Origin of the sequence: Oceanisphaera pacifica (assembly GCF_017498065.1) — a bacterium.
GTDB lineage: Bacteria > Pseudomonadota > Gammaproteobacteria > Enterobacterales > Aeromonadaceae > Oceanimonas > Oceanimonas pacifica.
Window position 1 is genome coordinate 136,688 of sequence record NZ_JAGDFX010000007.1, and the last position, 23,291, is coordinate 159,978.

Below are 23,291 nucleotides of genomic sequence, written 5' to 3' on the forward strand. Positions count from 1 at the left end.
TAAAACTCACTTATTAACTGATTTATGCTGATATCCACAGTCACCTGCGCTTCCCTACCTACTCAGTAAGGATGTTTGTTCATGCCTAATTCTATTTCTCGCCGCACAAAAGTCAGTGCGATTGCTCTCTCCACACTGATGCTACTAAGCCCGCTTAGCGCGAATGCCGCCTTAACCATTTATAATGGCCAGCATAAAACCGCCACCCTTGCCTTAATTGATGCTTTTAGTGCCAAAACCGATATTGAAGTGGTATCACGCCAAGGGTCAAGCAACGAGTTAGCGCACCAAATTGTAGAAGAAGGACATCGCTCGCCCGCAGATATTATTTACACCGAAGAGTCGACTCCGCTTATTATGTTGGCCAATAAAGGTTTACTAACCAGCATTGATGCCAAAGCGCTAAGCAATATACCGGCCGAATATCGTGATCCTGATGGCAAATGGGTGGGCTTGCTTGCTCGGTCGCGCGTTATTGCCTATAACAAAGATAATATTAGCCCAGATCAACTCCCCACCTCTGTGCACGACTTAACGAATGACAAGTGGAAAGATCAATTTGCCTTCGTTAAAACCAGCGGCGCATTTCAAAAACAACTTTCAGCCATGATTAAGCTCGACGGTAAAGAAAAAGCCACCGCTTGGTTAGAGGGGTTAAGTAAAAACGGCAAGGTGTATCGCCATAACAAAGCAGCACTGGATGCGGTAGAGCGCGGCGATATTGCGTTTGCATTAATTAATAATTACTACTGGGACAATATGGCCCGTGAAAAAGGCGCCGATAACCTACATTCTGCCTTGTACTTTATGGGGACGCAGGATCTAGGTGATTTGGTGACGGTTTCCGGTGCCGCTATTGTGGCCTCAAGTCAAAACAAAGACGAAGCTCAGCAGTTTATGGCGTTTGCGACAAGCAAAGAAGGTCAGCAAATATTAACGGACAAAAGTGCACAATATCCGTTGAATACCGACGTAGACACCCATGGTCTAAAGCCCTTCTCTGAGCTGACGCCCCCTAATGATACATTAGACTTAGGCGAATACAGCGACGGTAAAGCGGCCATTGAGCTTCTGCAAGAAGTCGGTCTGCTATAAAGCGTGCTACGCAAATGCACCGTATTGGCCAGAGGTATAATAAGCAGCCTCTGGCCATGCTTGTTTATTAACGCCCAGCATCCGGTTTTTAAATCCGATAAACATTGAGAGCTGTCATGTCTCACCCCATCGCTTATAACAAGCGCACTCAAGCTATTCCATTGGGCCTAATTTTTCCCGTGGTTTTGCTGGTGTTACTCACCAGCCTACCGCTGCTCTATATTGCCTTGCGAGCACAAGAGGCGGGACTAGATAGCGCACTGAGCTTGATCTTTCGCACCCGTGTGTATGACTTATTACTTAATACCCTAAAGCTGGTCACTGTGGTCACACTGCTCAGCAGTGTCATTGGCGTAACCACCGCTTGGTTAATTGAGCGCACCGACTTGCCTAAGCGCCAGCTGTGGAATGCCTTAATCACCCTGCCCTTTGCCGTGCCGGCCTTTATTAGTAGTTATAGCTGGGTGTCTATTTTTCCGAGCTTAGAAGGGTTTGGTGGCGCGATTTTAGTTCTCACTTTATGTAATTATCCTCTGGTGCATTTGCCGGTCGCTGCCGCACTAAGGGGCATGGATCCTGCATTAGAAGAAACCTCGCGCTCGTTAGGATTTAATCGCAGACACACCTTCTTTAAAGTCATTTTACCCCAACTACGGCCGTCTTTATTAGGTGGCGCGATTCTTATTGCCTTGCATATGTTGGGGGAGTTTGGTGCCTTATCCTTTTTAAACTACGAAACCTTTACCACCGCCATTTTTGATCAATACTACGTAGCCTTCGACGGCTCCTCCGCTGCCATGCTGACCTTGGTACTACTGCTGTTGTGCTTAGGGTTATTAGCATTAGAGCTACTGGTACGTGGCAAAGCGAAATACGCCATTGCCCGCAAAGGTGCCCCTGGTCAGCTAGACTGCATCCCCTTAGGCGCCATGCAGCCAGTGGCAATGTTTGGCTTAATGCTACTGATATTGCTCGCCGCCGGTGTTCCCTTAGGCATTATTAGCTACTGGTTAATAACGGGAACCTCAAGCGCCTTGTCTATCAGTGAGGTACTGAATGCATTATCAACCACCCTCACCCTAGGAGCGGGTGGCGCTGTAATGGCCATTAGCTTTGCGCTGCCATTGGTATTTTTAACGGTGCGCTATCAAGGTAAGTTGGCCATGCTAGCAGAGCGATTACCTTATTTTATTCACAGTTTACCTGGGCTGGTCATTGGCCTTACGCTGGTCTTTTTTGCTATTCGTTATGCCTATCCGTTTTATCAAACGACGCTGCTCTTATTAATTGGCTACGCCATGCTCTATTTACCCTTGGCACAGTCCTCTATTCGCGCAGCACTGGTGCAAGTTTCACAACAACTCGAAGAAGTGGCGCGCTCATTAGGTAAAGGCCCGCTCACCGTATTTATGCGCATCACCTTACCCCTGATCACCCCAGGCGTTGGAGCAGGGTTAGCCTTGGTGTTTTTACAAATCATGAAAGAGCTGACTGCTACTTTATTACTTAGGCCAACAGGCGTAGAAACCTTAGCAACCAAGGTGTGGGAGCATACGGCGAATGCCGAGTTTGGCGCCTCAGCTCCTTATGCCGCTTTGTTAATATTGGTGTCTGGTCTGCCAGTATACTTATTAACCATGCGTACCTTTACCCAAAACCAACCACGCCAACTTAATCCCTCTCTTTCTATTACCAAGGCCAATATTGATGAAAAAGCTAATCATCCAGAATGTGTCTAAGCAATTTGGCGAGGTACACGCCTTACACAATGTGAGCCTTGCGCTTGATGAAGGAAAAATGCTGGCCGTTTTAGGCCCTTCTGGCTGTGGTAAAACAACCTTACTGCGCTCTATCGCTGGCTTTGAAACCCCCAATGCTGGGCGCATTATGATTAATGATCAGACGCTATTTAGCCCGCAGACCAACATTAAGCCCGAGCACAGAAAAATAGGCTATGTACCACAACACGGGGTGTTATTTCCTCACTTAACGGTGGCGAATAATATCGCTTTTGGCTTACCTAACACTCACTATCAACACAAAGCCAAAAAAGAGGCGCGTGTTAACGACATGCTACAACTGGTGGGCATGGACGGATTAGGGCATCGAATGCCCCATGAGTTGTCGGGCGGCCAACAGCAAAGAATCGCCTTGGCACGGGCATTGGCCCCTGCCCCCTCGTTGGTATTACTGGATGAGCCTTTTTCCGCTTTAGATGCCGGATTAAGAGCCAGCCTACGAGAAGAAGTAAAAGCCACTTTACGTCAAATTGGCGCCACGGCAATTTTAGTCACACACGATCAAGAAGAAGCCTTATCCATGGCAGACTCAGTGGCAGTAATGCGTCAAGGTCAGTGCATACAGGTGGCGGATCCAGTTACTCTTTATCAATACCCTGCAGATTTGGATGTCGCTCATTTTGTAGGGGAAGCCATAACCCTAGCAGCCACACTTAAAGCGGGCCAAGCTGATTGCAGCTTTGGCAAGCTGCCTTTAGCGCCCGTTTGCACGAATGAGCAAACAGATGCCATTATTATGATCCGCCCCGAGCAGTTTGTGCCCTGCTGCCACACCGAGCAACAGCTTGCAGGGCAAGTAATTGACACCACCTATTACGGCCACAATACATTAGTACACCTTAAAACCAATGCACAATACGGTGCACACCATATACATATACGCGTTAGCGGTGCCCATACTTATGCTAAGGGGGAGTACATGGGGTTAAAAATAATAGGTGATGTGATGGCGTATTAGGGCTACCAAGAATAAGCCTGTTCTGCTCTTTATAAACGAAGACTTGCGGTTGTTTGGCTTGGCTGTTAGTTTACCAATACTCTTATGTATGTTGGCATAACAAATGTTTACTTCAGCTGCTCGTTTAACACAAACTTTTAGTGAGTTAGAAGCCGCCATGGCTGCATTGACTCAGCTTATTAACGAAACTGGCCAAACCCAGTCTATTCAGGCTGCCTGTTTTACACTGCCTGCGGTGGCGAGCGGCGATGAACATGAGACGGTGTCGCATATACCAGTCAATAGTCTAGACGGTGACCCAGCCATAGCCGCGGCGCTAAGTGGCTTTAAACAATGGTTTATGCAACCAAATTGTTCAACGAAGGCCAGCTTTCGTCTACCTGGCTACCTCATTTTACCCAGCACAGTAAAGCCACAATTGCATCAGCTAATTGAGCACATTAATCAACTAAAAAGCCAATTTAAAGCCCAAGTACAAGAGGCAGGTAATCGAGACCAAAAGTTTGCACTGGTACACGATACCCTACCCGGTTTAATCACCTTGCAGGTGTATCGCCATTTAGTACTTTTACCTCATGCGGTGTCTCGGTTAGGCTTTACTTGGGCAAATAAGCAAATTATTCAAAAGGTAGATAAAGACGCGCTCATTAAACAACTTACCGATGCACGCTTATCTCCTCCTGCTCTGGTAGATGCACAAACCTGGTTACAGTCGGTAGAGAGAGAAATTTACGACGTTAAACGCGTATCTAACACCGCCGAGTTACGACTGCGCCGCCCGGTTAAAACGCACCCTATGGTGAATGTGCGCTGGCGCGAAGAAATACACCCGCGCCAGCAGCAAGTGAAAGCGCACCTGCCATTGCTACTCTGCCAAGATGAGCCACCCGCCATTACCGCACTAGAAAGCTACCCGCCAGCTCAGGTACGCAAGCGCCGCGCAGCCACCACCAAAGACGAGCCGCTGATCCCTCGGCTACATATTTATTGCAAACGCTAATTTATCACCTAGCCTGCTCATCCGTTAAAAAAACACCGCATACATTGAGTGATCACCGCATTTTAACTAACGGAATCACGCACTTTTTATGCTATTATCGAAAGGCGTTACTTAACCCTCTTACTCACAAGGATTGAATATATTATGTTTGAGAAAGTCACCGCTGCACCGGCCGACCCTATTCTAGGGCTGACTGACACTTTTCGTAACGATCCTCGTACCAATAAAATAAACTTGGGCGTAGGCATCTACAAAAACGAAGCCGGCGACACCCCGGTTTTGCGTTGTGTTAAAAAAGCAGAAGCGCGCTTGGTTGAAGAGCAAACCACCAAAAACTACCTCGCCATTGAAGGGGTTGCCGCCTATGCCGGCGTAGTACAAAAGCTCTTGTTTGGTGACAATGCCGCCATTATTCAAGAGCAACGCGCTCGCACCGCACAATCACCGGGTGGTACAGGCGCACTGCGCATTGCCGGTGAATTTATTGCGCGCCAACTTAATAGCAATACTATTTGGATTTCTAACCCTACCTGGGCCAACCACAAAGCTGTGTTTGCCGCTTCTGGTTTAGAAATCAAAGAGTACGGTTACTACAATGCCGAGACCAAAGACTTAGACTTTGATGCCATGCTGGCTGACTTAGCGCATGCCAAAGCTGGCGACGTGGTGTTATTACACGGTTGTTGCCACAACCCCACCGGCATAGATCCTACACCTGAGCAATGGCAACAATTGGCTAAACTCTCTGCTGAAAAAGGCTGGTTGCCTTTGTTTGACTTCGCTTATCAAGGTTTTGGTAAAGGCATAGATGAAGATGCCTATGGCCTGCGTGTTTTTGCAGAGCACAACACCGAATTGCTGATTGCCAGCTCATTCTCGAAAAACTTTGGTATGTATAACGAGCGTGTGGGTGCTTTCACATTAGTGGCCAACAATGCCGATGCGGCCAATGCCTCGTTCAGCCAAGTTAAAACCATTATTCGTGCCATTTACTCTAACCCACCAGCGCACGGTGCCAACGTTATCGCCATGATTGCCGAAGACGAAGCGCTATATGCAGACTGGTTAGTCGAGTTGGCTGAAATGCGTGATCGCATTCAAGAAATGCGTACCTTGTTTGTAGAAAAGCTGGCCAGCCGTGGCGTCAGTAAAGACTTTAGCTTTATTGCTCGCCAAAACGGTATGTTTTCGTTTTCGGGGTTAACTAAACCACAGGTTGAACGCCTAAAAGACGAATTTGGTATCTACATTGTCGGCTCTGGCCGCATTAGCGTGGCAGGCATCACCAAGTCAAACATCGATGCTTTATGTGACGCCATCGCCGCGGTTATTTAATACTAACAATAGCTAAGCGCACAATAAAAAACACAGAGCCAAGGCTCTGTGTTTTTGCTATATGGCCTAAGCTCTTTAGTCTGTTAAACGAACGACTTGGCCTTTACCATCGTTTATTGTTCTGCTTTTCGCCTTAGCTTGATACATGGCATTATCGGCGCGAGTTAACAAGGTAGCGGCGCTGTCACCGTCTTCTGGATATAGCACCACCCCAATAGAAGCACCAACCTGCAATTGATAATCCCCCCACTCAATAGGCTGGGCAATCAGTGTTAATAAGGACTGAGCCACCTTAAACGCGGCTGTTTCATCACTAATCTCTTCTAACAGAATAACAAACTCGTCTCCGCCAATACGGGCGCAGCAATCAGTAGAGCGAAAGCGCTGCTGTAAACGCAAGCCCAGCTCTCTTAAAAATGCATCCCCTGCATTATGGCCATGAGTATCGTTAATCGCCTTAAAGCCATCTAAATCGATAAACAATAATGCAAAATGCTGAGGCTCGCGTTGAGCACGGTGAATGCTGCGCACCAGCTGCTCATTCAATAAGCTACGATTGGCCAGCCCAGTTAATGAATCATACAAGGCTAAATGTGCAATTTGCTCTTGCTGCTGCTGGCGATCTAATATAAGCGCGGCCAAGTGACCAATACGCTCTACTACCATTTGTTCGTGATCGTTCGGTATACTTTGGTAGCGCGGAAATATCGCTAAAAAACTTTGCGATATTTGCGGGTTTACTTGAATCGGCATTAACCAACAGCCCAACATTTTATATTGCTTGGCCAGTGCCTGCCATTCATGCCAATGCTCACCTTTTGACTCTGCAGAAAAGGCCTGCAAGCCCCCTAGCTCTAGTTTAGCCTTTAAGGTTTTTAATAGGCGATCAGTTTGTAGTGCATACAACTGCTGGCAAAATGAATCCGGCAAACTGGGGCCATTGCACACCTGTAAATGCTGCTCGGCACTAATTTTTACCACAGCAACGCGACAAGACTCTAGCTGGCGCTCTAACGACAAGCAGGTATGATCAAAAATACGCTCTGCCGACTCATTACTGGTTGCCATTTCCAACATTTCGCGCTCTAAACGCAACAAAGCATCGGCACGGTCTTGCACCGTTATATCTTGGCCAGTGTAAATCAGATAACGTGTGGGCTGCCCTTCTTCTTTTACTTGTTTTACCGTCCAACGAATATGTAGCGGATCGCCATGGGCATTACTCATACGACAAGTAAAGACACTAAACTTAGTCGCCGACTGTTCAGCGCTGGGCAGATACTTTAAGCCATCTAACCCCAATAACATTTTAAACGGCTGGCCTTGTAATTGTTGCTGGGTAAAACCGGTATGCAGCTCCACACTATGGTTCAAATTGACAATGCAACCGCTGGGATCCGTTACCACCACCAAGGCACTCATGGTTTCTAAAATAGTATCAATGAATTTTTTTTCTGCAGACTGCGCCTGATGCACCTTGCGCAGCGCCTGCTCTTTATCTCGTAAATGGCGTTCACGATGAATAGCAGTAGTAATATTATTAATATGTACTAACACCACTTCCTTATGGCGTAGCGACCTAAGGGTAATAGAATGATGTATGGCCGTTTGATGCACAGGTGCATGGCGGTTAAGTAACGGCAATAACTTAGGGTGTAATTGATGAGACAACAAACGAGACAAGCGCTGTTCACACGCCTCTTCAACAGCCGTTAGTAATACCTCTGGTAAGGCTTGATCAAATAATAGCTCAAGCCGCTTACCCAGTGCTAACTGCGCACTAACACCACTATATCGCTCTAACCATTTATTCCAAAACAGTACATTCTGTTGCTTATCAAGCAGTATAATACCATTTTCTATTTCATCTAATGCTTTCTGGCTTAATTCAGGTAATACGCTTTGTCTAGCAGGACATTGTGTCATTCAATTAACTCAGATAAATATTGTTGTAATGCGGCAATAAATTTATCTGCCGAGTGCACATCAATAACAAAAGCGAGATAACCTTCTAAATCTCGCTCACGCAGACTAAATTTAATCTGCACCAACATAATAACAGATGCACTATCTTGCTCGCCATCTAAGGTTAACTGACTTAATAAATTCGGCGTCTCAATATTAAACACTTGAGGAATTTCAGTTTGCACTTGTTGATTAAGCAGATTCGCTAAAGTGGCCAAACAGTTGTTCAGTAAAATGTTACCCAGCTCTGAGAGTGTCTCTTGCTCTAACTCCGAAATTTCACCCACTGACATGTCTTCGCCTAAGATTGCGCGCACTAACTCAAGGCTGCGTTCTTCAGGAAATAACAGCGCCGCTCGGCCCGACATAAAGCCGCTAAAATCTTGCATTACACCGGCCAAGGCACCGGGCATATAATGACAAAAACTGCCACTGGCTTCAGTAGGATGCAAAAACTGCAAATCAGGCACCGATAATAGCACCTCGTCTTGCACCATTTGTGAGAGCGCATTAGCGGCACGGCCAATGCCAATGTTCATTAGCTCAACCACTAACTCATGCTCATCACTAGACAACAGGGTTTTCATGGAGTCACCCTAAGAAAGCTGGCCAAGTCATCGACATTGGTTGGTTTACCCATAAAAGCCATGCCTAACTCTTTAGCGCGCTCAACTAATGGTTGTTGAATGTTCGCGGTAACCAGCGCCATTCTCATATTAGGATGGCTTTCACGTAACTCAGCAGCCAGTACCAGCCCGTCGCGCCCAGGCATATTAAAGTCAATTAGCGCAATGTCAGCATCTTGCTCAGTAAGTAGTTGCTGAGCTTCATCTGCTGAGGCGGCCTGCAAAATATCAAATTCAGCCGTTAAGCTTTTTATTTGACGCATTAAACTGAGACGGGCCACGCGGCTGTCGTCCACCAAGAGCAAAGTGATAGCATTCGCCTGTGTCATTGTTTAAGTTCCAAATGAGATTTAACTGTTTATTATAAAGAAAATGTTAACTTTTAAAATGGTTTGGCAATAACTTTGTTGGTAAATGAGAATTGTCGCGCATTACTATCTAGCTAGCCTAACCCAGAATGAGTTTAGGCTCAGTTAAAACGTTCGTATTATCAAGCACTCATTGGTATTATTTACTAACAAATGCCTTAATAGTTGAGCTTTCATTGTTTGAAACCGTTATACCTAAGCCCATAAATCGCGTGTCTCGCAGGCGACTAAGGGTCTGCAGCGAGTGTGATTTATTGCTTGCCCTGCCCCCCTTAAAAACCGGTGAAAAAGCCGAATGTCCGCGCTGCAAACACACATTAGTGCGCCGACAATCTAATCCGGCCGAGCGCAGCCTGGCGTTGGCGGTGGCCACTCTTATCGCCTTAGCGCTCTCGGTGGCTTTTCCGTTTCTAAGCTTTAATATTAGCGGCATTGGTAATCGTATAGAGCTCACCGAAACCGCCTCTACTCTTATTAGCTTACATCAACCACTGGTGGCCTTATCGGTACTGCTAACCGTGATAATTTTGCCCACAGTGTACTTATTAAGCCTGTTGTGGCTATGTATTGGTATTACCCGAGGCAAACCTTTACCCAATAGCCAGCTTATAGCCCGCACTTTAGGTTATGTTACCCCTTGGATGATGGCCGATGTTTTTGTTATTGGCACCTTAGTGAGTTTAATTAAAATTGTTGGCATGGCCGATATTGAGCTGGGCTTATCATTTTGGACCTTTTGCACCTACGCCTTATTATTACTGCTTACCACACAATCTATTGATCGCGATTGGTTATGGCTTGCGCTTAACTCAGCACCCAAAGCGCCTAACAGTGTACAAATAGGTCAATCTGCCTCGGCGCAAGGCTTAGCGGGCTGTCACACTTGTGGCTTAGTCAACCGTCTATCTGAGGCCACTTGTACGGTTCGCAAACATCCTTATCGCTGTTTACGCTGCAACGAACCGCTGCATCCATTTAATACCATCAATAATCAAACCACGCTGGCACTACTGGCCGCGGCCGCCATTATGTACTTTCCGGCTAACCTCTATCCCATTATGATCACTACCTCTCTGGGGGACAGCCAAGCCTCGACTATTTTAGGTGGGGTATTACTGTTTTTTAAAAATGGGGATTGGCCCATTGCCATCATTATTTTAACCGCCAGTATTATTGTGCCTGTCAGTAAAATGCTCGCGCTATTATGGCTGTGCTATATAGTAAAGCAGCCCGCCTCTGCTCTTAGTCCATTGGCTCGGGTGCGCTTATATCGCATTACCGAATTTATTGGCCGCTGGTCTATGGTAGATGTATTTGTGGTGGCCATTTTAGTCGCGCTTATTCGTAATGGCTCCCTTATGTCGGTTGAGCCCGGTGCTGGGGCCTTATCCTTTACTGTGGTGGTGGTACTCACCATGCTGGCGGCCATTATGTTTGACCCAAGGGCTATTTGGTTATCGGCACGCACCACAACAGTCAATAGCTCTTCTCTTCATACCTCATTATCCAAGGAAGATCCCCATGTCTGAAGCTCAACACGCCACGCGCCGGACGCAACGCTCTTTATCTCCGGTGTGGATAGTTCCGCTGGTAGCCCTTCTTATTGGTGCTTGGATGATTTATGACAATATCAGCCGTTTAGGCCCCTCTGTAACCCTGATAATGGAAAATGCCGAGGGCATAGAGGCCGGTAAAACCCTCATCAAAACTCGCAACGTAGAAGTGGGGAAAGTTGAGAAAGTTAGCTTATCAGACGACAGAAGCCACGCTGAAATTGTGGCGCGCATGAGCCCACAAGCGGCCAATATGCTTAACCAAGACACCCAGTTTTGGGTGGTTAAACCCCGTATTGGCCGAGAAGGCGTGAGCGGCTTAAGCACAGTACTGTCTGGGGCTTATATTCAACTACAGCCCGGTAATAGTGAAGTAACGCAAGAAACATTTGAGGTACTGGAGCAACCCCCCGTCGCTCCAGCAGATGCCCCAGGGTTGCGTATTACCTTGATAAGCGATGTGGGTAATGCCATTACCACTGGTGATCCTATTACTTATCAAGGCTATACGGTGGGCCGTGTAGAAAGCAGCGATTTTGACCCCGAACAGCGTAAAATGCGCCACCGTCTCTACATTCAATCTCCCTTTGAAGTATTGGTCAGTACCACCTCGCGTTTTTGGACGGTATCAGGCCTAGATATTCGCCTCGACTCAGAAGGCTTTCGCGTTAATGTTGGCTCATTAGAATCCTTAGTTGGGGGCGGCATTACCTTTGGCATTCCTAATAATGCCGGCCAAGGCACTCAAGCCGTAGCAAACAGCACCTATGTGCTCTTTAGTGATGAAGCTAGCGCCAAAGAAGGCCGCTATAACGATTATTTAGAATATGTATTGCTTGTAGACGATACAGTACGCGGCCTTAGCGCGAATGCACCTGTAGAATATAGAGGGGTACGCATTGGCACCGTCATGAGTGTGCCGTGGAATTTTAGTGCTCAACAACCCGACTCACTCAGTCGCTTTGCTATACCTGTGCTGATCCGCATCGAGCCCCAACGTTTTGACGAGACCCAAGACGAGGTTGATCTTGAACAGTGGCAAACTCGATTAAATAATATGTTTAATCACGGACTACGAGCCTCACTTAAAGCCGGCAACCTATTAACGGGGGCGCTGTTTGTGGATTTAAACTTTCATAAAGACACCCCTGCTCACCAAGAGATGACCTTTGCCAATAAGCCAGTGTTTCCCACCACCTCGGGCAGCTTTGCGCAAATAGAGCAAAAAGTATCTAACCTACTTGATAAACTTAACGGCTTAAAAATTGAGCCTGTGTTAGACACACTTAATAGCACCTTGGCCAGTACCGAGCAGACCATGCGTAAGGTCAATGATATTGCCGCCTCAGTGGATGCCTTAATGGCCGATCCCGCTACTGGGCAGTTACCGGCCAACGTTAACAATACTATGCGCCAGCTACGCGATACCCTACAAGGCTTTGCGCCTGACTCTCAGGGGTATAACGAACTCACTCAAACCTTGTCGCGCCTAGAAAAACTCATGCGAGACATACAGCCTGTAGTGCGCACCTTAAGTGACCAACCCAATGCACTTATTTTTGATAAAAAGTTAACCGAAGATCCACAACCGAGGGCTAAATAATGATCACACGTCTATGGCACCCCACTCAGCGCTTTAGTCAATCAGCCTGTGCCCTCTTGGTGGGGGCTGCCTTGCTGGGGCTAAGCGGCTGTTCAAGCAAAACGGTTACTCCTACGACTTATATGCTACCCAGTAGTACTCCTACTCAGCAGTATCAGCAGCAAATGGCCATTACAGTGTCACCGGTGCGTATTGCCGGTCACCTAGACAGCGACGGCATTGTTATGCAGTTAAATGATATTGAAGTGTATCAAGCACGCCAGCACTTATGGGCAGAGGGTATTAGCCAGCAACTACAGCAACAACTGCAACAACGTTTGGCGCTTAACCTGCCGCAATCGCAAGTAGTAAGCAAAGGCCAGCCCTTACAAGCCGAGTTACCCGTGCGCGATGTACGAGTACAGGTCACCCGTTTTCAAGGGCTAACAGCAGGCGATGCGCTATTAACCGGCCAGTGGCAATTATTAAACGGCAGCGGTCAGCTACTAAACCAGCAAGGTTTTAGTATTAGTACCCCACTAGAGAAAGACGGCTACCCTGCTCTAGTACGTGCGCTAGGACAGAGCTGGGAACAGCTTGCTGATGATATCACCTTACAGGTAGTGCAAAAGTAAAGTACAAAAGTAAGGCCCAAAACCCACTACCGCATTATTGTAATGCGGTGGTTTAATCCCAATCTTCTTCAATTACCTCAGGCTCGACGACTATGGGGGCCAACACTGACACAGCGGTCAGTAGTTGACGGCGCCTTTGCCAGTTAGCAACAAAACCAAAGCGATAACGCTCATCACCTAATTGAAAGCGCTCTTCTACTTTGGCATCTAGGGTGTCTTGCACCTGCGCAAGTTCAGCTTCGTTTAATGATAAATCGATACTAAACGCAATAATGGCCCCATCGTGGCCGGGTAATTTATCTTTATTTACCGCACATACCCGCTCTCTGGGTACAGCAACCGCCTCATCATTGTTCCCGTTGACTAAATAAAGATGCTGTTCATCAAAGGCTAAGTTAATAAAACGTTGGCGGTTCCAACTGGCCGGCCATAGGCTCATTAGTAACACAGCACCGCCAAATAGCACCCCCACCCAGTGAATCAGCTCAAAACCGCCTTGGGCATCCCATATGGTCCAAATTACCACCCCAAGACTTGCCAATAACGCGAGTCCGTGGGTCATATAAAAGCGAAAAGCAGGAGGGGTTAATACAAAGTCTAACGGCTGTGCGAGCAGCGACGTTAACGACATGCGTTGCACTGTCATGAGTATTCCAATTAACCAAAAAGTGCCCTAGATTAACAAAAAAACCGTTCTTTATAAATAACAGCGCTAAGGCGGTGCTAACATAGCAAAACAATCGGATAATAGACTTAGAATTCAATAACAAAATAAGCAAGGAGCGCGCCAAATGAAGCAATGGATCCGCCTGTTAGGCTTAATCGTTTTCTCTGCTTTACTGCCCAATACCGTAGTGGCACAAGCCGTGGGTGGCTATGCTGCAGGATGCCAATTTAACGCCCAAGCCTTGCCACCGTTTGGCCCCGGATTTTATGTGCTTCGCGCCAGCCGCGAGCGGTATTACGGTCAAAGCTCCTTAATTGAGTATTTGCAAAATTTAGGCAATAAGCTCGATCAGGCGCAATTTCCTGCCATGTTAGTGGCCGATATGGCAAAAGAGCGCGGTGGGCCTTTTGCTTATGGCCACCGTAGCCATCAGTCGGGCCTAGACGCCGATATTTGGCTGCGTACCCCGCCCCACACCATTGATAGCCGACAACTAGAAACACTGTCAGCACAAGATATGGTCAACCATAGCCACTATACTCTTAGCCCTCATTTTAAAGATCAGCAGCGTTTACTGATTGCTTTAGCCGCACAAGACCCAAAGGTGAGCCGAATTTTTGTTCACCCTTTAATTAAACAAGCCATGTGCAAAGCCTATGGTGACGCCCCTTGGTTAAGTCGCTTACGCCCTTGGTTTGGTCACTCTAAACATATTCATGTGAGGTTGCATTGCCCAACGGGGGATAGCCACTGCGAACCACAAGCACCCGTGACCCCAGGCACAGGGTGCGGCAGTGAGCTGGCCAGTTGGATTAATGATAAAGACGGACGCTTAAGCAGTGGTGGAAAGCGCAAACCTTATCGCCCTACGCTACCAAAACAATGCCAAGGCTGGGTCAAGTAATACAGTGACCGATTTATCTTGTTATGCTTAAAAGTGTATTAATACTGCGCTGTTTAATAAGGAGTCCCTTATGCCATCCTCCCCTCAATATGTGATTGCCCTTGATCAAGGCACGACTTCGTCGCGCGCCATTATTTTTGATGATCGAGCACAAATACAGGGCTGTGCCCAGCGGGAGTTTGCCCAAATTTACCCTCAGACGGGTTGGGTAGAGCACGACGCCATGGAAATTTGGGCCAGCCAACGAGCAACCCTAACCGAGGTATTAGCAAAAACCGGCATGTCGCCCACCGATATTTCAGCCATCGGCATTACCAATCAGCGTGAAACCACGGTTATTTGGAATAAGCATACTGGGCGCCCTATTTATAACGCCATTGTCTGGCAATGTCGGCGCACGGCAGAGATATGTGAGCAGTTAACAGCAGACGGACTCAGTGACTATGTGCAAGAGCAAACAGGTTTAGTGATTGATGCTTATTTTTCGGGCACAAAGATAAAATGGCTACTAGATAATGTAGAAGGTGCCCGCGAGCAAGCCGAGCGTGGTGAATTATTATTTGGCACCATAGACACTTGGCTGATTTGGAAGCTAACCGAAGGCCGTGTGCATGCAACCGATTACACCAATGCATCACGCACCATGCTATTTAATATCAACACCCTTACCTGGGACGATAAACTGCTAAAGGCGCTCGCTATTCCTCGTTCACTTTTGCCTGAGGTAAAAGCCTCAGGGGAGATATTTGGCTATGCCTATTTAGGCGGCAGTGGCATTGGCTTAGCCGATAAAGAGATAAGCAATAACGGCGGCAAAGTCGCCATTGCCGGTGTGGCAGGGGATCAACAAGCCGCGCTGTTTGGTCAACTATGCGTAAATAAAGGCATGGCTAAAAATACCTATGGCACTGGCTGCTTTTTATTAATGAATACAGGGCTGCAAAAGGTACGTTCACAGTTTGGCCTGCTCACCACCTTAGCCATTGGCGCACAGGGCGAGGTTAATTACGCCTTAGAAGGTTCGGTATTTATGGGCGGCGCTATTATTCAATGGCTGCGCGATGAACTGGGCTTAATACGCTCTGCAGAAGATACCGAGTATTTTGCCGGCAAGGTCAGTCACACTAATGGTGTCTATTTAGTGCCGGCCTTTGTTGGCTTAGGCGCGCCCTACTGGGACCCTTATGCTCGCGGCACCTTAATGGGCTTGAGTCGAGGAGCCAATCGCAATCATATTATTCGGGCAGCCCTCGAGGCCATTGCTTATCAAAGCCAAGATGTATTACACGCCATGCAACAAGATGCAGGCATTGCTTTATCGGCATTAAAAGTAGATGGCGGTGCCGTGGCCAACGATATATTGATGCAGTTTCAAGCAGATATCAGTGATATTGACGTGGTTCGCCCAACGCTGCTTGAAACCACCGCCTTAGGAGCTGCTTTTTTAGCCGGTTTAGCCGTGGGGATATGGCAAAATACTGAACAACTCAGCCAAATGTTAATCCAAGGTCAACGCTTTACCCCTGCCATGCGTCAATCGCAACGCGAGACGCTCTATCAAGGCTGGAAAAAAGCCGTAACTCGCTCTCAACACTGGGAAAATACCGCTGACAGACCCGAGGAAACATAATGCCTACAAACGTGACTGATGTAGATGTATTGGTAATTGGTGGCGGCGTCAATGGCGTGGGCATTGCCATGGATGGCGCAGGCCGTGGGCTTAAGGTCGCCTTATGTGAAATGCACGATTTAGCCTCTGCCACTTCTTCTAATAGCAGCAAGCTTATTCATGGCGGGCTGCGCTATTTAGAGCACTATGAATTTGCCTTAGTCAAAAAAGCCCTTGCTGAGCGTGAAGTTTTATTAGCCAATGCTCCGCATATTATGTGGCCACTGCGCTTTCGTCTGCCCCACCAAGGCGCACTTCGCCCAGCTTGGATGCTGCGCCTTGGCTTATATTTGTACGATCATCTTGCCAAACGCAGCCAATTACCCTCGTCACACAGTGTACGCTTTAGTACCAATAGCCCATTAAAAAGCAGTTTTACCAAAGGCTTTGAATATTCAGATGGCTGGGTAGATGACGCCCGTTTGGTGGTGTTGTGTGCCATGGCGGCACAGCAGCACGGAGCCGAAATTAAACCCAGAACCGCCTGCATTAGCGCACAACGAACACAAGGCGTATGGCAGGTCATATTGGAAAATGCCGATACCCACACCCAGCAACATTATCGCGCTAAAGTACTGATTAATGCCGCCGGCCCGTGGGCAAGCTCTGTATTTGATAAGGTGATTGAACAGGCCGCGCCGCAACAGCTGAGATTAGTAAAAGGCAGTCATATAGTGGTACCTCAGTTACACAGTCAGCCTCAGGCGTATATTTTGCAACACATCGATCATCGTATTGTGTTTGTGATCCCCTATGAACAGCACTTTTCTCTGATTGGCACAACAGATGTAGACTACCAAGGTGATCCGGCTCAAGTGGCCATTAGTACCGACGAAATAGACTATTTGTGTCAGGTTGCCAACGATCATTTTAGCCAACAGATTAGTGCCAAAGACGTGGTATGGAGTTATGCGGGGGTGCGCCCTCTTATTGAAGCCGGCCAAGCTGCAGGCCAACAAGCCCAAACGGCCTCACGAGATTACCGCTTTACTGTCGATGCTCCCCAAGGCGGCGCGCCTTTATTGTCGGTATTTGGGGGTAAGCTCACCACTTATCGTTTACTGAGCGAAGACGCAGTTAATGCTATTAGCCCTTATTTTGCACACATAAGCGCGCCTTGGACAAAAGACGCCACTCTGCCAGGCGGAGACTTTAGCTCGCAGCCGGCATTAATTGCCCAGTTGCGCCAGCATTACCCTTGGTTAAATCACTCAGAGTTGCAACGCTGGGTGCGCAGCTATGGCCGCTTATGTGTTGAGTTTTTGCCAAAAACTCAACACTCAAATCACACTAAACCAGGCTATCAAGCATTGGGGGAACATTTTGGTTGTGGTTTATATCAAGCAGAAGTGGATTATTTAATGCGCCAAGAGTGGGCCTATAACGCAAACGATATTTTATGGCGTCGAACTAAACTAGGGCTCAGCTTTAATGAGCAACAAATCGCTCGCCTACAGCAATATATGCAGGCGAAGCACACTCTTTAACTAAGCTCTCATCTTTATCCGCGCTAATCTTTGGGGTTGTTTTTAACATCAGGCTCTTGCGTCTCTTTGGGCTCAAGCCAAGGAGCCAGCGCTTTGGCTTCATCTAAATGCAATTGAACATTCTGATAAGGCAGCTCAATGCCTGCATCTTCTAACGCTTGTTGTAGACTTTCGAGCAGCTCACACGAAATTCGGCCTTTTATTTCTACATCTTTAGCCTGTACCCACACTTGCGCACTCAAGATTAACGCCGACTCGCCAATTTCACGCATTTGCACACGGGGTTTTAGCTCTTGGTTACACACCACTAAAGGGTGCGCCTTCAGAATAGGCATAATAAGGGCACGTACCTCGGCAACCGATTCTTTATAGCCAATACCTAGCGGAATACGAATACGTGTTGAGCCCTCAACACTAAAGTTAACGATATCTGATGTAGCCACACTTTCATTCGGGATCATGGTAAAAATATTATCGCGGGTGCGCAGCCAAGTCGTACGAAATGCAATCCGTACCACGCGGCCTTCTTCCCCGTGAATTTTAACCCAGTCACCTATACGAAATGGCCGCTCGATAAGCAGGGTAATGCCCGCAATAAAGTTTGCCAAGGTCGACTGCGCAGCAAAGCCAACGGCAATACCCACAATGCCTAAGCCGGCAATAATTGACAACACATCAAACCCAAACTGAGCCAATACCGTAATGCTTCCCATGGCAATAAGCGCCACCGATAAGGTGTTTTTACATAACTGCTCAAGTGAAGAATCAATATGATGACGTGATAAATTAGAGGTGAGCGCACGAGACAGTAATAACCAAACCACGTAAAACGACAACGCCATTAACCCTGCACGAGCACTGCCTTTTAATACATTTTCGGGGGCTCCGTATTGTGCAAATAGACCAACAATAAAAGCCAACCCCAATAAGTAGCGCAGTACCATTCTGGCCGCTATAAAGGGCTTTGCTCCATAACGCCAGCGCCCTAAGAGCAATTTAAGTACATTAGCCAGCATCCAGTAGAGGGCGACAAATAACAGCAGTATCATTGCAGACACCAGCAGCTGGCCAACCATGGCCACCAACAGCTCTTGCCAATGCAGCCCTTTCATCCCTAGGGCATGCGTGGTCTCTTCAATGCTTCGCTCAAACTGTGTCCATAATTGTTCCCATAATTGAGAAACGCTTAATGTCGCCATAAATACATCCTTGTTTTATCGTCAATATTAGTATGTTGACGACCGCTAATAATATAGCGACCTGTGTTATTTTTCTGGTGACGATCGCAATAACAAGACAACACCGCTCAAGGCCAGTCCCAATAACAGCGCCAGCCCCACAAACCCCAGTATCTGATTAACCCTTTCATAGGGTGTCCATTGTAAGTAATGCAGCCGATACACCCCATTAATCACTCGTGTGTCTGTGCCCGCTTGTTGTAACTGTAAACGCGGCCAATTAAGCGTCAGTTTAACGCCGGTACTGGTATAGCCGTGGCTGGTTTCACCACCTTCAAGCGTGGTTAGCTCACCATAACGCATCGGGCGTTGGGCAATAGCATCACTTAATAATAAGTGTAACTGCTCTAAACTGGGAACGGGCATAGGTAAAAGAGTATGAGCATTTACATGCAAAGGCCCGCTTGCTGTTGTTACCAACAAATGCTCGCCCAATACCGTTTTTAGCAGTCGTAATTCTTGCCACTGCGGATCTGGCGTAATTGATAAGTCGGCGTCAAGTGGATAAGTTTTTACCATTAACGGAGCAAAAGCGGCTTGATAGCCCGGTTTTATAAAAAAAATCGCCCCACTGAATGCCCACACCACTAAAGGGATTACTAACAGTATGCCCATTACTTTATGAACCACTCTTTTCTTCATTACTTTGTTGCTCATTATTTGATCTACCAGTGGTTGATGTGCTCTTTTTATCGTTGCTTTACAACAAAAAGTGAATTTTATTTGCTCAGAGTTTACAATTTTTTAGTTGTATTTTGGCTACTAAAAAAAGAGCGCGTCATTTTGCGTCGCGACTAAGCTGAGTATTTAACAACCAACCAAGATACCATTTGAGTCCTAATTTCCATCCTATTTTATGCTTAAAATCGTTCTGTACTGATGATCATTCAGCCCATCATATACTCTACAACCCCCATAAACAGCGGCATTACGCTCATCTTTCAACTTAACTACTTATTTATTAATCGATTTGCATGATAACGCCCATCAAAAAAGTCAGTGTAAAGCAACCTACTTTTTCACACTGAAGTTTCTGTTGTAATGATATTTGACATTGCCCCTCTCGATCGCTAAACATAGAGTGTGAATTAACTTGAATGGAGCTCAGCACAGCGCGTATGGTGAATCACAACTTAAGGAACTAAGTTTTGTGATTCTTTCAATCTGCTATACAGCTTATTTTTACGATAAAAACCAAAACATATATGTGAGGGATTTTTCATGAAAGCATTCAAAAAAGTATCACTAGCAGTATGCACAAGCGCTTTATTGCTCCCCGCTCTTTCTCACGCTCAAACTGCCAATCAAACTTTTGGCCCACAAGCCGGCGACCGTGAGTTCACTATCAGTGGTGCGGGTACCAGTGACAAAGAATTCGATAACGGTGCCATGGGCCTATCAGGTGAAATGGGCTGGTACTTAACCGATCAAGTCATCGCCGGTGTTCGTCAAGGTGTAGCTTGGGGTTCAGTAGATAATGGCAGTGACGACTGGGCAGGTACCACTAAAGGTTATATCGACTACCAGTTTGGTCAAAACCAGTTCCGTCCATTTGTTGGTGCTAACTTAGGCGTTAAATACTATAACCACGCAAAAAACACCGGTACTGCAGGCCTAGAATTAGGTGCTAAGTACTATGTGTTGCCTTCAACTTTCGTACAGGCCCGTGCAGAATATAGCTTCTTGTTTGACAGCGGAAGTAGCGCTAAAGACAACTCCTCTAACGGTAGCTGGGACTACACAGTAGGTATGGGTTACAACTTCTAATTGTTGCCTGACTGGTTAACATAGACAAGTTACAATAAGCACAATAAACGGCCAACCCTAGGGTTGGCCGTTTCTTTTTTAGCTGAAAGCCTTACGCTGGCCGCTGTACGAAAAAACAAAACCGATGTTTTTAGCTGATAGCTGTCAGCCGTAAGCTGTCAGTTAAAGACAAACACAGCTTTTTGTAGCATTGTGGTGCACCTCTACATGGGTGTTTAGGTTGGTTTTTTATTTAACTGAAAGCTGACAACTCTGCTAAGAAATGCCGCTACGCGCCATCGACCAGCTGAAGCGGCCTCTACATAGATGTTTAGGGTTAGTTTTTAAACTGAAAGCTGACGGCTCTTTTGGTCGAATGAATTCGACCCTACGAAAAAACAAAACCGTGTTCAGGGTTTAAACTGATAGCTGAACGCTGAAAGCTGAAAGCTATTTCTTAGCCGCTCTTACACTATTAAATAATACGCATACGCTGCTTAACGACATGGCGATAGCGGCAATCACCGGATGTATCCAGCCCCATAGGGCTAGGGGGATCACGAGTGCATTATAGGCCAACGCCCAAAAGAGGTTTTGATACATTAAGGTGCGCGACTGATATGCCAACTCAAGTGTTACTGGTACGCGAGTAACGCCTTCAGACAAATAAATGGCCGCTGCCATACCGGTTGCAGATGAAGCCTGTCCCACAGCAATACCTAAGCCTGCTCCGGCTAATGCCAGACCATCGTTAAGACCATCACCCACAAACGCCACCTGAGCTTTTTTCTCTAGTGCTTCAATAAAGCGGTGCTTTTGTTCAGGCGTGCGCTCAAACAATACCTGACTGGGCTCTATGCCTACTCGTGCGGCGAGTTCAGAACACGCCTGCTGAGTGTCTCCACTTAAAAGATATACCGCTACCCCTCGCTGGCGCAAAGTATGAATGGTCTCTGCCACGCCCTCTCTGACGGTTTCGTGAAAATAAATACTGCCCTTATAGTGCCCTTGGCTTGCTAGGTGTAACTGCATGCCGCTATGAATGAGTGGCGGCAAGGCGACACCTTGTTCAATTAACCAGCTCGCCCGCCCTGCTAATGCCACACCTTGGCCGCTGTGCCAACGCGTGCCTTCACCAACAATGCTTTCTCGCATGCCTGGCAGTTCAGATACAAACTTATCTCCCAGCAAGGCCTGCAATCCTTTTGCCGTAGGGTGCACCGCCTCATGCAAAATATGAGTTGCCAGTTGCAACAGCTCATTTTCACTTACCCCAGATGCAGGCTGCACGCTCTGCACACTGGGCTCAGCTGTGGTGAGGGTGCCGGTTTTATCAAACACCACCACCTTAATATTGGCCGCCGACTCTAATGCACTCGGATCACGCAGCACTATGCCTTGTTGCAACATACTGCTATGTCCCATGGTAACCACTAACGGAATCGCCAAACTTAAGGCGCAGGGGCAACTAACAATCAGCACCGCCACGCCACGGGCAATAGACTCGGCCACCGGCATGCCTTGCCATAACGCGAGCAACACAGCAAATACTGCGGCGACCATAATAATGGGGATTAAAGCGCGGGCAATACGATCGGTTAACTGCTGTAAGGCAGTTTTGCGGCTCAACACATCACTAATAGAGTGCGATAAACGGTCAATGCGCCGTTCTCCGACACTTGCCGTAATAATCAGCTCGAGCTCACCTTCTAACACAGTGCAACCGGCTAACAGTTCATCGCCTGCGGTCATGACTTGTGGGGCATGCTCGCCGGTTAACAGTGATAAATCAGCCTGGCCACTGCCAGATTTAACCACGCCATCTAGCGCCAGCTGTTGCCCTGCATGCAAGGCTACACTCTGCCCAGGCTTTATCATATCCGCAGACTGCTCTACCCATTCACCCGCGTCATTTTTCACCGTCACAGTGTCTGGTATGGCCTGAAAATAACGGTGCACCACCTCAGATGCGCGCCTGCGTACGCTACTGTCGAGCAATCGGGCAATCAGTTGAAAGGTAATTAGCATTACCGCGGCGTCAAAATACACATGATGTGATCCGGCATTTAGTTGCCATATTGAAATGCCGCAGGCGGCGATGACCGCCAACGTAATTAAACTATCAAGCCCGGGCGCGCCGGCCAATAAAGTACGCCAACCCACCCGATAAAAATGGCTACCTGAATATAAAATAACCGGGATAGCAAACAGGCCATTGGCCAAAGCAAGTGCCCATTGATATTCGGGCTCTACCGCCCCAAAAGGGGCAAGATACAGCAAAATAGCAGGCATCATGCTCCACATGCCTAACACCACAGCCACGGCTAAGCGCAGTTGTAACTGCAAGCGCATTTTGTGGGCGTGTTGGGCACTGCGTTCTGGATTGGTAGAGGTGTGTAACTCATAACCTAAGCGTGCCACGGCACGCTTAAGTAAGGTGATATCTGGTTTATGTTGTTGCCAATGGATCATGGCGATGTCGGCGGAAAAGTTCACCGCTGCATCACTCACATTGGCTTGTTTTTTTAATACCGCCTCTATGGCAATTGCACAGCTACCACATCGCATTCCCTGCACCATAAAAACAGCGCTGTTATCAGGTGTGCCCGACTCAACTTGGGCACACTCATCAATAAGGTCTGGGCATGTGGCGCTAGATTGCAT

At 47.3% G+C, this 23,291-nt stretch carries 19 protein-coding genes; 12 read left to right on the forward strand and 7 right to left on the reverse strand.

Annotation, left to right across the window (positions count from 1 at the left end; all coding sequences use genetic code 11):
• The first annotated feature begins 81 nt into the window (after window positions 1–81).
• The 5 genes from J3U76_RS07640 (at window position 82) to J3U76_RS07660 (ending at window position 6,187) form a co-directional block, all read left to right on the forward strand.
• Window positions 82–1,095: an extracellular solute-binding protein gene (locus J3U76_RS07640; protein ID WP_208005369.1), complete on the forward strand. Its 1,014-nt coding sequence runs from the start codon at window positions 82–84 to the stop codon at window positions 1,093–1,095.
• Between the two features lie 116 nt (window positions 1,096–1,211).
• Window positions 1,212–2,834 (forward strand): ABC transporter permease, encoded by a 1,623-nt coding sequence (locus tag J3U76_RS07645; protein ID WP_208005370.1) that lies wholly within the window; start codon window positions 1,212–1,214, stop codon window positions 2,832–2,834.
• Window positions 2,803–3,852 (forward strand): ABC transporter ATP-binding protein, encoded by a 1,050-nt coding sequence (locus J3U76_RS07650; protein ID WP_208005371.1) that lies wholly within the window; start codon window positions 2,803–2,805, stop codon window positions 3,850–3,852. The genes J3U76_RS07645 and J3U76_RS07650 overlap by 32 nt, the downstream gene beginning before the upstream one ends.
• Window positions 3,853–3,955: 103 nt before the next feature.
• On the forward strand, window positions 3,956–4,852 hold the full coding sequence (locus J3U76_RS07655; protein WP_208005372.1) for a DNA replication terminus site-binding protein: 897 nt from the start codon (window positions 3,956–3,958) through the stop codon (window positions 4,850–4,852).
• 144 nt (window positions 4,853–4,996) lie between these two features.
• Entirely contained in the window at window positions 4,997–6,187 is a 1,191-nt protein-coding gene (locus tag J3U76_RS07660) for an amino acid aminotransferase (protein ID WP_208005373.1), read from the forward strand.
• Between the two features lie 75 nt (window positions 6,188–6,262).
• On the opposite strand, the gene J3U76_RS07665 is transcribed toward J3U76_RS07660, so the two are convergent.
• Genes J3U76_RS07665 through J3U76_RS07675 form a run of 3 tightly spaced genes read right to left on the reverse strand, consistent with a single transcriptional unit; the run spans window position 6,263 to window position 9,107 of the window.
• Complete coding sequence (locus J3U76_RS07665) at window positions 6,263–8,113, reverse strand: diguanylate cyclase domain-containing protein (RefSeq protein ID WP_208005374.1); 1,851 nt, start codon at window positions 8,111–8,113, stop codon at window positions 6,263–6,265.
• Window positions 8,110–8,739, reverse strand: coding sequence for a chemotaxis protein CheC (locus J3U76_RS07670; RefSeq protein ID WP_208005375.1), 630 nt, complete (start codon window positions 8,737–8,739; stop codon window positions 8,110–8,112). The genes J3U76_RS07665 and J3U76_RS07670 overlap by 4 nt, the downstream gene beginning before the upstream one ends.
• A complete protein-coding gene (locus tag J3U76_RS07675) occupies window positions 8,736–9,107 on the reverse strand; it encodes a response regulator transcription factor (protein ID WP_208005376.1) in 372 nt (123 codons plus the stop codon). Before J3U76_RS07675 ends, J3U76_RS07670 begins: the two co-directional genes overlap by 4 nt.
• Window positions 9,108–9,322: 215 nt before the next feature.
• On the opposite strand from J3U76_RS07675, the gene J3U76_RS07680 reads away from it, so the two are divergent.
• Genes J3U76_RS07680 through J3U76_RS07690 form a run of 3 tightly spaced genes read left to right on the forward strand, consistent with a single transcriptional unit; the run spans window position 9,323 to window position 12,916 of the window.
• A complete protein-coding gene (locus tag J3U76_RS07680) occupies window positions 9,323–10,675 on the forward strand; it encodes a paraquat-inducible protein A (protein ID WP_243454128.1) in 1,353 nt (450 codons plus the stop codon).
• Window positions 10,668–12,302: an intermembrane transport protein PqiB gene (gene pqiB / locus J3U76_RS07685; RefSeq protein WP_208005378.1), complete on the forward strand. Its 1,635-nt coding sequence runs from the start codon at window positions 10,668–10,670 to the stop codon at window positions 12,300–12,302. Before J3U76_RS07680 ends, pqiB begins: the two co-directional genes overlap by 8 nt.
• Window positions 12,302–12,916: a PqiC family protein gene (locus tag J3U76_RS07690; protein ID WP_208005379.1), complete on the forward strand. Its 615-nt coding sequence runs from the start codon at window positions 12,302–12,304 to the stop codon at window positions 12,914–12,916. The genes pqiB and J3U76_RS07690 overlap by 1 nt, the downstream gene beginning before the upstream one ends.
• Window positions 12,917–12,968: 52 nt before the next feature.
• Here the strand turns inward: J3U76_RS07690 and J3U76_RS07695 are convergent, their stop codons facing one another.
• Entirely contained in the window at window positions 12,969–13,562 is a 594-nt protein-coding gene (locus J3U76_RS07695; RefSeq protein ID WP_208005380.1) for a hypothetical protein, read from the reverse strand.
• Window positions 13,563–13,707: 145 nt separating this feature from the next.
• On the opposite strand from J3U76_RS07695, the gene mepA reads away from it, so the two are divergent.
• The 3 genes from mepA to glpD all read left to right on the forward strand — a co-directional run bounded on the left by mepA (window position 13,708) and on the right by glpD (window position 17,643).
• Window positions 13,708–14,487: a penicillin-insensitive murein endopeptidase gene (mepA, locus tag J3U76_RS07700; protein WP_208005381.1), complete on the forward strand. Its 780-nt coding sequence runs from the start codon at window positions 13,708–13,710 to the stop codon at window positions 14,485–14,487.
• 70 nt (window positions 14,488–14,557) lie between these two features.
• On the forward strand, window positions 14,558–16,117 hold the full coding sequence (gene glpK / locus J3U76_RS07705; RefSeq protein ID WP_208005382.1) for a glycerol kinase GlpK: 1,560 nt from the start codon (window positions 14,558–14,560) through the stop codon (window positions 16,115–16,117).
• Window positions 16,117–17,643, forward strand: coding sequence for a glycerol-3-phosphate dehydrogenase (gene glpD, locus J3U76_RS07710; RefSeq protein ID WP_208005383.1), 1,527 nt, complete (start codon window positions 16,117–16,119; stop codon window positions 17,641–17,643). Before glpK ends, glpD begins: the two co-directional genes overlap by 1 nt.
• Window positions 17,644–17,666: 23 nt before the next feature.
• Here glpD and J3U76_RS07715 read toward each other — a convergent pair whose 3' ends face one another.
• On the reverse strand, window positions 17,667–18,842 hold the full coding sequence (locus J3U76_RS07715; protein ID WP_208005384.1) for a mechanosensitive ion channel family protein: 1,176 nt from the start codon (window positions 18,840–18,842) through the stop codon (window positions 17,667–17,669).
• A gap of 66 nt (window positions 18,843–18,908) precedes the next feature.
• Entirely contained in the window at window positions 18,909–19,538 is a 630-nt protein-coding gene (locus J3U76_RS07720) for a PepSY domain-containing protein (RefSeq protein WP_208005385.1), read from the reverse strand.
• A 564-nt stretch (window positions 19,539–20,102) separates the two neighbouring features.
• Here J3U76_RS07720 and J3U76_RS07725 point away from each other — a divergent pair.
• Window positions 20,103–20,648: an outer membrane beta-barrel protein gene (locus J3U76_RS07725; protein WP_208005386.1), complete on the forward strand. Its 546-nt coding sequence runs from the start codon at window positions 20,103–20,105 to the stop codon at window positions 20,646–20,648.
• 429 nt (window positions 20,649–21,077) lie between these two features.
• On the opposite strand, the gene J3U76_RS07730 is transcribed toward J3U76_RS07725, so the two are convergent.
• Complete coding sequence (locus tag J3U76_RS07730) at window positions 21,078–23,291, reverse strand: heavy metal translocating P-type ATPase (RefSeq protein WP_208005387.1); 2,214 nt, start codon at window positions 23,289–23,291, stop codon at window positions 21,078–21,080.